We start from the raw sequence: 9,711 nt of genomic DNA, 5'->3' as shown, positions 1-9,711 counted from the left end.
TCCCACGGCCGCCGGGGGCGCGACGGAGGCACCGGCCGAAGCCGGGGCGCGGGAGGACTACCAGGCGTAGTCCTCCGGGGCGGGGCGGTGGCCCGGGAAGAGCTCGTCGAGGTGGTCGAGGGTCTTCTGGTCGAGCTTGAGGTCGAGCGCGCCGACGGCGGCGTCGAGGTGGGCCCTGGTGCGGGGGCCGATGATGGGGGCGGTGACGACGGGGCGGGAGAGGAGCCAGGCGAGGGCGAGGTCGGCGGGGTCGGCGCCGAGTTCGGCGGCGAGGTCCTCGTAGGCCTGGATGCGGTCGCGGTGCTTGGCGAGGAGTTCGCTCGCGAGGGCCATGCCGCTGCGGTCGCGGGTGCCCTCGCGCTCCTTGCGTAGGACGCCGCCGAGCAGGCCGCTGCGCAGCGGGGACCACGGGATCAGCCCGAGGCCGTAGTGCTGGAGGGCGGGGACGACCTCGAGTTCGACCGCCCGGTCGAGCAGGTTGTAGAGGGACTGCTCGCTGACCAGGCCGAGGAAGTGGCGGGCGCGGGCGGTCTCCTGGGCCTGGGCGATGTGCCAGCCGGCGAAGTTGCTGGAGCCCACGTAGACGATCTTGCCCTGGGCGACCAGGACCTCCATCGCCTGCCAGATCTCCTCCCAGGGCGTGGCCCGGTCGATGTGGTGCATCTGGTAGAGGTCGATGTGGTCGGTCTGGAGGCGGCGCAGGCTGGCCTCGACGGCCTTGCGGACGGCGACCGCGGAGAGCCTGCTCTCGTTGGGCCAGTCCCCCATGTCGCCGTAGACCTTGGTGGCGAGGACGGTGCGCTCGCGGCGGCCGCCGCCCTTGGCGAACCAGCGGCCGATGATCTCCTCGGTACGCCCGCGCAGCCGGCCCTCGCGGTCGCGGCCGTACGTGTTGGCGGTGTCGAAGAAGTTGATGCCGTGCTCGTGGGCGGCGTCCATGAGGCGGTGGGCCTCGGCCTCCTCGGTGTGGGGGCCGAAGTTCATGGTGCCGAGGCAGAGGCGGGAGACGGTCAGGCCGGTGCGGCCGAGGTGGGTGTACTCCATGGCGCCCCACCCAAGACCACACCGGCCCCGCTGTCCAGCACATTAGGGGGCGTGCCGCAAGCTGGCGGATCACCGCCCGTGGGTGGCGAACTTCCGTACGGCGAGCGGCACGCAGGCCGCGAGCAGCACGGCGCTCCAGAGCAGCGCGGCGAGCACGGCGTGCTGCGTCGGCCAGGCGGACCCGGCCGCCGAGGGGTTGCCGAACAGCTCCCGGCAGGCCTGGACGACGGAGCTGACCGGGTTCCAGTCGGCGAGGAACCGCAGCCAGCCGGGCATGCCGCCGGTCGGCACGTAGGCGTTGGTGACCATCGCCAACGGGATCACCGCGGCGGACAGTTGGCCGGCCGCCTCCTCCTTGCCGATGGTCAGGCCGAGCACGGTGCCGACCCAGGTCATCACGAAGCGGAAGAGCAGCAGCAGTGCGAACGCCCCTGCCGCGTCGGCGAGTCCGTGCCGGACGCGCCAGCCCGTGGCGAGCCCGACCAGCGCCAGCAGCGCCAGGACGACGACGCTGACCAGCAGGTCGGCGAGGGCCTGCCCGAGCAGCAGTCCGGTGCGGGAGACGGGCATGGAGCGCAGCCGGTCGGTGACCCCGCGCCCGACGTCGCGGGCGGCGCCGACCATGGTGGGCATGACGCCGTTGGTGGCCACCATGGCGAACAGGCCGGGCATCAGGAACTCCCGGTAGCCGCCCCCTCCGGGGACCTGCATGGCGCTGCCGAAGACGTACCCGAAGACCACCACCATCACCACCGGCACGCCCAGCGAGGCGGCCAACAGGCCGGGCGAGTGGCGGTAGTTGAGCAGGACGCGGAGCATCGAGGTCCAGGTGCCGGAGGCGAGCCGCCGGGCGGTGGACGGGCGCGGGACGGCGGACGGGCGCGGGGGCGCGAGTGCGGCGGCGGTCATCAGGCGGCCCTCCCGGCGTCCGCGGACTCCTGGGTGAGCGCGAGGAACACGTCGTCCAGCGAGGGCGCCCGCACCGCGACGTCCTCGGCGACGACCCCCGCGCCGTCCAACTCCCTTACCAGCGAGGGCAGCAGGACGGACACGCCGGGCGTCGTCAGCACCGTGACGGTCCGCTCGGCGACGTCCACCCGCGCGTCGCCGCCGGTCATCGAGGACAGCACCACGGCGGTGGCGGCGAGCTGCCCGGGGTCGGCCAGGGTGACGGAGACCTGGCTGCCGATCGCGGCCTTGAGCCGGTCCGGCGGGCCGGTGGCGATGGCGGCGCCGTGGTCGATCACCACGATGTCGTCGGCGAGCCGGTCGGCCTCCTCCAGGTACTGGGTGGTGAGCAGCACGGTGGTGCCGGCGTCCGCCAACTCCTTGACGGTGTCCCAGATCGCCTGCCGGCTGCGCGGGTCGAGCCCGGTGGTGGGCTCGTCCAGGAAGAGCACCGGCGGGCTGGTGACCAGGCTGGCGATGAGGTCGAGGCGCCGGCGCATGCCGCCGGAGTAGGTGCGCACGAGCCGGTCGGCGGCCTCGGCGAGGCCGAAGCGGGTGAGCAGTTCGTCGGCGCGCTCCCGGGCCCGGCGGGCGCCGAGGTGGTGCAGCCGGCCGAACAGCCGGAGGTTGTCGCGGCCGGTGACGCCCTCGTCGACGGCGGCGTGCTGCCCGGCGAGGCCGATGGCGCGCCGGACGTCCTCGGCGGCGCGGACGACGTCGTGTCCGGCGACCCGGGCGGTGCCGCGGTCGGGGGCGACCAGGGTGGCGAGGACGCGGACGGCGGTGGTCTTGCCGGCGCCGTTGGGGCCGAGCAGGCCGCAGACGGTGCCGGCCGGGACGGTGAGGTCGAGGCCGCACAGGGCCTCGGTGGCGCCGAAGCGTTTCCGCACGCCCGTCATCTCGATGGCGGGCGCCGCGCCGGCGGCGGGTCGGGCGGTGTCGGACATGGCTCTGCCCTTCTCTAGGTACAGCGTACGTAGAAGCGCGCTTGGGCGCCATCGTACTACGTACGCCGTACGTATCTAAGATGGGAGGGCGAGGTGATCTTCCAGTGCCGTCCAGCAAGTCCCCCACCGGCCCCGACCAGCCGGAACAGTCGGAACAGCCCGACAGGCCCACGCCCCCCGAGGCCCCCGAAGTGATCTGGCTGCGCCCCGAGCGCACCGGCCGCGGCCCGCGCCCGGCCCACAGCCGGGACTCGATCGCCGCCGCGGCCATCGCGATCGCCGACGCCGAGGGCCTGGACGCGGTCTCCATGCGCCGGGTCGCGGCGGCGCTCGGCGCGGGCACCATGTCGCTCTACAACTACGTGCCGAAGAAGGAGCACCTGCTCGACCTGATGCTCGACGCGGTCGCCGGCGAGTACCGCTTCCCGCCCGCGCCGAGCGGTGACGTCCGGGCCGACCTCGCCGACCTGGCCCACCAGCAGCTCGGCCTCTCCCGCCGCCACCCCTGGCTGCCCGCACTGGTGCTGGTCCGCCCCAGCATCGGCCCCAACGCCCTGCGCTACACCGACCACTTCCTCGCCGTCACCGCCCCCACCGGCCTCGGCGGGGGCGCCCGGATGGAGGCGATGGCGCTGTTCAACGGCTTCGTCGGCCAGTTCGCCCAGTACGAGCAGACGGCCGCGGCGGGCGCCAAGTGGCAGGCGGAGCTGGTCGGTTACCTCGGCCAGGCGGCGGCGAGCGGCGAATTCCCGCACCTGGCCCAGGCGTTCGCCACCACCGGCCCGCCCGCCGACCCGGACCGGGCCTTCGACCGCACCCTGGACCGGGTGATCTCGGCGATCCTGGCACCCGCCGAAGGGGGCGCCCAGGAGACAGTCGAAGGGGGTTAGGCCACCGCCTCCCTCGGCAGCACCCCGGCCACCCGCCCGTCCACCAGGACCATGACCGCCCGGTGCGTCCTCCCGAGCGCCGTCCGCGCGTCGGCCGCCGACTGCCCGACGCCGACCGTCGGCAGCGCCGGCCCGATCAGCCCGCCCAGCGGGTCGCCCGGCTTGGCGGCGCCGTCCGCGAGCGCCGCCGCCAGCGCGGCCCGGGAGACCGAGCCGACCACCTCCGTCGCGGCCACCCCGTACGGGCGCGCCGCCCGCGCCAGCACCGCCGGGGCCACGCCGCCCGGCGCACCGCCCAGCGCCTCCAGCGCCTCGCCCACGGTCGCGCCGGCGGCCACCGTCACCAGCGGCGCGGCGGCGTCGAGCAGCGGCCGCAGGCCGTCCGCCGCCTCCTCCAGGAAGCCCCACTCCCGCATCCACGCGTCGCTGTGCACCTTGGACAGGTAGGAGCGCCCCGAGTCCGGCAGCACCACCACGACCAGGTCGTCCGGCCCGAGCCGGCGCGCCACCCGCAGCGCCGCCGCCACGGCCGCGCCGGAGGACGGGCCGGCCAGCAGGCCCTCCTCGCGGGAGAGGCGACGGGCGGCCAGCAGCGCCTCGCGGTCCGGGATCCGCTCGTAGGAGTCGATCAGCTCCGTACGCAGGGCCTGCGGCATGCGGTCCTCGACGGTGTCGGGGTGGAGGTAGTGCCCGATGCTCTCGACGTACCACGGGCTGCCGTCGCCGCCCCCGTACGTGGAGGACTCCGGGTCCGCGCCGACCACGGTCACGGCGCCGCCGGAGGTCTCCTTGAGGAAGCCTCCGGTGCCGGTGATGGTGCCGCCGGTGCCGACGCCGGCGACGAAGTGGGTCACCCGGCCGCCGGTCTGCTCCCAGATCTCGGGGCCGGTGGTCCGGATGTGGGCGTCCGGATTGGCCAGGTTGTCGTACTGGTTGGCGAGCCAGGCGCCGGGGATCTCCTCGGCCAGCCGCTGCACGACGTTGAACAGGTGCCTCGGGTCCTCGGCGGGCACGGCGGTCGGCGCGAGGACGACCTCCGCCCCGTACGCCCGCAGGATGTCCGACTTCTCGGCCGACGACTTGTCGGCCACCCCGGCGATCACCCGGTACCCGCGCTGCCGCCCGACGATCGCCAGGCCGATGCCGGTGTTCCCGGAGGTCGCCTCGATGATCGTCCCGCCCGGCTTCAGCAGGCCGTCCCGCTCGGCGGCCAGCACCATCGAGAGCGCGGCGCGGTCCTTGACGCTGCCGCCGATGTTGAGGAACTCGGCCTTGGCGTAGATCGGCGCGGCGATCCCGGCGCCGAGCCGGGCCAGGCGGATCAGCGGCGTCCCGCCGATCGCGTCGAGGACGGATTCGTGAACTGCGGCCATCGTCGGCCCCTTTCGCTAGCACTGTCAGCCCGAGCCTGCCCAGGCCACGGGCTCGGTAGACGGTAGCGACACCGTTCCTCATCCGGCCGAAACATTGTCCGACGGCCGGGATCGGGTACGGGCCGGTGCGAGCAGGGACGGGCGAGCGCACGCGGGGACGGTCGTCGATCAAGCGGGCAGCCGGCGGGGTCCCCCCGGGGTCCTCCCCCGGTTCCGGCGCCGCACCGCCTCCGCCGCGAGCAGCGCCGCCGGGACGGCCGCGGCCGGCACCGTCCACCACGGCAGGCCGGTCACGGACGCGAGCACCGAGGGCACTCCGCAGGCGAGCAGCGTCCACAGGACGAGCGACCGGGCGAGGTCGAGGGTGACGTCGCCGGGGCGGCCGGTGAACCGTAGCGCGCCCAGGACGGCGGCGAGCACGGCCAGCAGCGCGGCGAACGTGCCCACCCCGGCGGTGAACTGCCCCTCGTCGCGGGGCTCGTCGTACGAGGCCTGCGCGACACCGGCCCGTTCCAGGCGCATCACCCGGCCGCGCCACACCGTGCCGTCCACCCGGTCTCCGGGCTTCAGTCCGTCCAGCAGCGGCCCGCCGTCGGCGAACCCCACCTCGCCGCTCCAGAACGGCGCGCCGTCCAGCGTCGCCCGGAACTCGGAGCTCTTGCCCGCGTTGCGGACGACCGTGCCGTTGACGGTGAACGGCACGGTGCGCACGCACTCCTCGACCCCCTCGCCCGGGCTCCCGGCCGGGCAGGTCACGGCGGCCGTGTACGAGCGGTACCGCTCGGCGTCGTCCGGCAGCACGACGGTGAACACGTACCAGGCGGCGGCCGCCGGGGCCAGCGCCGCGACGGCGAGCAGCGCGCCGCCGGTGCGGGTCCATGGTGAGGGACGGTGGGTCATGACGGTTCTCCCCCCGGTCCGGTGCGCGGCCGGAACCCCCGGGTCGCCGTCGCCGGGGCGTGCCGCCCCGCCCCTTCCGGGGTCGGACGGTACCGGGCGGCCGGAACGCCGGACGGTGTCGCGGTTCTCGGAGTCTGTCCGGAGCTCGCCGAAGCCCCGTGAGCGGTGCGTACGGCCTGAGCGGGCCGCGCGGGGGGGCGGCGGCGCGCCGGCGGACCTCGCGTCGAGCGCCACGCACACCACCCCCGGACCGGCTCGCGGACACAGCTGTCCCTCGATCGCCGACCAGGCTTCCCGGCACTCCTTCGCGCACGCTACCGGACTCCGGCCCGGCCTGGCACGCCGGTTCGCCAAGGCGCCGGGCGAGCAACCCCCCTCCAGGGCCGGCGTGATCGACCGGGCAAGTCCTGGCACTCCGGCAGGACTTCTCCGTTCCCGCCGGTCGCCCGGCGGGCGCTCAGCCGGCGGCCTCCCGAACCGGCGGGCGGAGGAGGGCGAGGCGACTGGCGGTGCGGTCGAGGTCGCGCATGAGGGTGGAGCCGGTGGCGATGCCGGCGAGCGGATCGGCGCCGATCAGGACCAGGCGGACGTCGCGGTCACAGCAGACGTCGACCAGGTTGGCGAAGCGCCGACGGCCGTCGGGGGACGCCTCGGCGAGCGGTGGGACGCCGTCGAGGACGACGGTGGGGAAGCGGTCGGCGAGTGCGAGGTAGTCGGCGACGGCGGTGAGGCCCTCGCACAGCTCCTGGAAGCCGAACCACACGTGGTCCTCGCGGACCGCCCGGGCCGACAGCTCACGGCGGTGGGCGGCCACCGGACCCGCTTCCTCGGGCCGGGGCGGGGCGAGACCGGCCGAGAGCTCGTCGCCGGGGCGGAGACGGGCGCCGAGGTCGAACCCGTGGGCGCGCTCCGACCGGGGCTGCCGCCGGAAGTCGACCGCCCCGGAGACGTCGAGCACGTCCATCCGCTCCTCGATCAGCCTGATCGTCGGCTCGAAGAGGTGGTGGTACAGCGGGTCGGGCATCAGCCCGGCGGGCGGGTAGTTGGACGTGGTGACAAGGGTGATCCGCCGGTCCAGCAGGGTGTGGAGGAGACGGGCGACCAGCATCGCGTCACCCGCGTCGTGGGCGTGGAACTCGTCGAAGACGAGGATCCGGCAGTTGCCGAGCAGCTCGTCCACGGCCCGGTCCACCGCCGCGCCGTCCGCGCTCCGGCTCTCGGAGTGGTGGGCGACACCCTCGTGCAGTCGGCGGAAGAAGTCGTGGAAGTGCAGCCGCCGCTTGCGCGGGGTCGGCAGCCCGTCGAGGAAGGTGTCCACCAGCCAGCTCTTGCCGCGGCCGACCGGGCCCCAGAGGTAGAGGTGCCGCGGACTGCGGCGCAGCCGCCAGGCCGGGTGGGCCAGCTCGCCGGCCAGCCGACTGAGTCGTTCGACCGGGAGCTCCTGGGCGGGGTCGAGCGTGAATCCGTGCTGCCCCGCGGCCCGGTGGAAGTGCCCGCGCATCGCCTCGTACTGGTTCCGCACCCCGTCCGTCACGGGTCCGGACCATAGCAGGGCATCAGAACCGTCGGGATCACCGGGAGTTGCCCGGTCCGCGGCACCGCCGAAACACCGGCGCTCCGGCGGTTCGACCACGACATTCCGGCGCTCCGCCGCCGGCCGGAACAGCCGGGGTGAATATGACGCCCAGTCATCGGAAAGTCACGCATTTCCGTGCCGGGCGCACACCCGCGATATTCGCGGCCCGATTCCCGCGGACGGATCTCCGTAGCCGCTTCGTCACGCCGCGCATTCGCTCCGTCCGGAATTCCGCGCGCGAAACGCGGCCCGCGCGGGCCTTCGGGCAGGGCATCCGGGCAGGGCGTCCGGACGGGGCGCGGACACCCGGGCGGCCGGCCCGGCCCCGCTAGATGTCGAGAGCGGCCTCGATGCGCTTGAGACCGTGCCGGGCGAGCGCGAGGTTGGCCCGCGAGCGGTCCAGCGCCAGGTAGAGGAAGAGCGAGCCGTGACCGCGGGTCAGCGGGCGGATCAGGTGGTACTGGGTGCCGAGGGTGATCAGGACGTCCTCGATGACATCATCGATCGACAGCGCGGCCAGGGCGCGTATCTTCGCACGAACGACCTCGGTGTTGGCGGCGGCCGCAATCTCCAGGTCGAGCTGCTGCCCCCCGCCGAGGAACCCGAGTGACATACCGCTCTCGTGGTCGGCCACGGCCACTCCGATGGCCCCCTCGATGGCCATCGCGTCCTTGAGTGCCTCGTCAATGTTCATGCGCTGTTCGTCCTTTGCGTGACTTCCGGGCAGAACTCCCGTGTGCGGGAACAAAATAGCAAGAAGCCGCCGGTTGTGGTCGCCTCGTGAAAATGATGGAATAAAGTACGCTGCCGGGGTTCAGAACGTGAAGGGGTACTGGTGCGCGCACTCGACGCTTCCCTCTCCGATGTGCTCGGCTCCCCCGGAGTGGTCGGTGCCGCGCTCGTCGACGCCGTCACGGGTCTCAGCTACCAGTCCGCCGGGGACCACCGGCTGCTCGGGACCGGGGCCGAACTCGCCGAGCTGACCAACCTGATCGGCGAGCGGCTGTACGAGGCAGGGGCGGAGAGCGAGTTGGAGAGCCTGGTGGTCACCAGCACCCGCCATCACCAGGTCGTCCAGGTGCTGTCCCGGAAGGGCGACCCCCTGCTGCTGGCCACCGTGCTGGACCGGGAACGGACCAACCTGGCACTGGCCCTCCGCCAGACCGCCGACCGCGCGCAGGACTTGCTGGCATGACCGACCCGTCCCACGGCACGGCGCCGCCCGCCGTGCCCGCGACTCCCACGACGCCGGCTCCACCCACCGCGCGCAACGTGCCCGCACTGCTGCTCGCGCTGCGCCGGACGGAGTTCACCGGCTCGGTCACCGTCTCCAGCGCACCGGGCGGCACGATCCACCTGGAGCAGGGTCTGGTCGCGGCGATCGAGACCCCCGGGGCCCCGACCGCCGCGACCCTGCTGCTGAAGTCCCGGCGCGTCGGCGAGGAGGAGTGGGCGTCCGCCGAGACGGCCGCGTCCATCGGCCGACCGACCGACGCTCCCCCGACCTGGGGCGGCGACCTCGGCGCGGCCCTGGTGGCTCAGGGGTCGATCGGCGCCGCCGAGCTCGAAGCCGTCTGCGCCGCCGCCGCCTTCGACGGGGCCTTCGCCCTGGTGCTGAGCCCGCCCGGCAGTTGGGAGACGGCCGAGGCGGCGCCGCCTGCCAGGATCGCGCTGCGCCCGGGCATCGAGCCGGAGCGGCTCTTCGAGGAGACCGCCCGGCGGACGGCCCTGCTGACCCGCCTCTGGGGACCGCCCGGCGAACTGGCCCGCATCCGGATCCGTCCTGCCGCCCGGGCCGAGTCCGGCGCGCTGCGGATCCCGGTCCGCTACCGGGAGATCCTGGCCGCCGCCACCGGCCGCCGCACCGCGCGCGACCTCGGCTTCGCCCTGGGACGCGGTGTGTTCGCCGTGCTCCTCGACGTCGTACGGATGGACGCCCGGCACCTGCTCCACCGGGAACCGGCTCACCCGGGGCCCCTGGCACCGAGCGTGGCCCCGCGCACGCCGACGAGCGAACCGCCGCCGGCCGACAC

At 74.4% G+C, this 9,711-nt stretch carries 10 protein-coding genes; 3 read left to right on the top strand and 7 right to left on the bottom strand.

All coding sequences use genetic code 11. The features are described from left to right. Positions 1-57 precede the first annotated feature (57 nt). The 3 genes from ACFU7Z_RS28405 to ACFU7Z_RS28395 form a co-directional block, all read right to left on the bottom strand. On the bottom strand, positions 58-1,044 hold the full coding sequence (locus ACFU7Z_RS28405) for an aldo/keto reductase (RefSeq protein ID WP_049649295.1): 987 nt from the start codon (positions 1,042-1,044) through the stop codon (positions 58-60). A 69-nt stretch (positions 1,045-1,113) separates the two neighbouring features. Next, positions 1,114-1,953: an ABC transporter permease gene (locus tag ACFU7Z_RS28400; protein WP_380780524.1), complete on the bottom strand. Its 840-nt coding sequence runs from the start codon at positions 1,951-1,953 to the stop codon at positions 1,114-1,116. Then, positions 1,953-2,939, bottom strand: a complete 987-nt coding sequence (locus tag ACFU7Z_RS28395) for an ATP-binding cassette domain-containing protein (protein ID WP_380780522.1) — start codon at positions 2,937-2,939, stop codon at positions 1,953-1,955. Before ACFU7Z_RS28395 ends, ACFU7Z_RS28400 begins: the two co-directional genes overlap by 1 nt. 104 nt (positions 2,940-3,043) lie before the next feature. Between ACFU7Z_RS28395 and ACFU7Z_RS28390 the strand changes: the two genes are divergently transcribed. After that, positions 3,044-3,829 carry a TetR/AcrR family transcriptional regulator gene (locus tag ACFU7Z_RS28390; RefSeq protein ID WP_234348181.1) on the top strand — a complete coding sequence of 262 codons (786 nt, stop codon included), beginning with the start codon at positions 3,044-3,046 and terminating at the stop codon, positions 3,827-3,829. Here ACFU7Z_RS28390 and ACFU7Z_RS28385 read toward each other — a convergent pair. From ACFU7Z_RS28385 to ACFU7Z_RS28370, 4 genes are all read right to left on the bottom strand, one after another. Beyond that, complete coding sequence (locus ACFU7Z_RS28385) at positions 3,826-5,202, bottom strand: pyridoxal-phosphate dependent enzyme (RefSeq protein ID WP_380780519.1); 1,377 nt, start codon at positions 5,200-5,202, stop codon at positions 3,826-3,828. The two genes, ACFU7Z_RS28390 and ACFU7Z_RS28385, sit on opposite strands and share 4 nt — an antisense overlap. 168 nt (positions 5,203-5,370) lie before the next feature. Then, on the bottom strand, positions 5,371-6,102 hold the full coding sequence (locus tag ACFU7Z_RS28380; RefSeq protein ID WP_380780517.1) for a hypothetical protein: 732 nt from the start codon (positions 6,100-6,102) through the stop codon (positions 5,371-5,373). 457 nt (positions 6,103-6,559) lie between these two features. Next, the gene (gene zapE / locus ACFU7Z_RS28375) at positions 6,560-7,636 is read right to left on the bottom strand and encodes a cell division protein ZapE (protein ID WP_380780515.1); all 1,077 of its coding nucleotides are present in this window, start codon (positions 7,634-7,636) and stop codon (positions 6,560-6,562) included. A gap of 370 nt (positions 7,637-8,006) precedes the next feature. Continuing rightward, the gene (locus tag ACFU7Z_RS28370; protein WP_049654214.1) at positions 8,007-8,372 is read right to left on the bottom strand and encodes a hypothetical protein; all 366 of its coding nucleotides are present in this window, start codon (positions 8,370-8,372) and stop codon (positions 8,007-8,009) included. Positions 8,373-8,513: 141 nt separating this feature from the next. Between ACFU7Z_RS28370 and ACFU7Z_RS28365 the strand changes: the two genes are divergently transcribed. Together ACFU7Z_RS28365 and ACFU7Z_RS28360 are read left to right on the top strand one after the other, a co-directional pair. Next, positions 8,514-8,873: a hypothetical protein gene (locus ACFU7Z_RS28365; protein WP_049654212.1), complete on the top strand. Its 360-nt coding sequence runs from the start codon at positions 8,514-8,516 to the stop codon at positions 8,871-8,873. After that, positions 8,870-9,711 (top strand): hypothetical protein (locus tag ACFU7Z_RS28360; protein ID WP_380780513.1); only part of this gene is annotated, 842 nt, incomplete at its 3' end. The genes ACFU7Z_RS28365 and ACFU7Z_RS28360, both read left to right, overlap by 4 nt.

It is taken from the genome of Kitasatospora sp. NPDC057518, assembly GCF_042802075.1.
GTDB lineage: Bacteria > Actinomycetota > Actinomycetes > Streptomycetales > Streptomycetaceae > Kitasatospora.
Note: the sequence above shows the minus strand (reverse complement) of the source record. Positions and strands in the feature narration are given on the sequence as shown.

Coding starts and splice junctions, on each gene's coding strand:
- ACFU7Z_RS28380 (WP_380780517.1), bottom strand. CDS start 6,102: ATGACCCACCGTCCCTCACCATGGACCCGCACCGGCGGCGCGCTGCTC.
- ACFU7Z_RS28400 (WP_380780524.1), bottom strand. CDS start 1,953: ATGACCGCCGCCGCACTCGCGCCCCCGCGCCCGTCCGCCGTCCCGCGC.
- ACFU7Z_RS28385 (WP_380780519.1), bottom strand. CDS start 5,202: ATGGCCGCAGTTCACGAATCCGTCCTCGACGCGATCGGCGGGACGCCG.
- ACFU7Z_RS28395 (WP_380780522.1), bottom strand. CDS start 2,939: ATGTCCGACACCGCCCGACCCGCCGCCGGCGCGGCGCCCGCCATCGAG.
- ACFU7Z_RS28370 (WP_049654214.1), bottom strand. CDS start 8,372: ATGAACATTGACGAGGCACTCAAGGACGCGATGGCCATCGAGGGGGCC.
- ACFU7Z_RS28405 (WP_049649295.1), bottom strand. CDS start 1,044: ATGGAGTACACCCACCTCGGCCGCACCGGCCTGACCGTCTCCCGCCTC.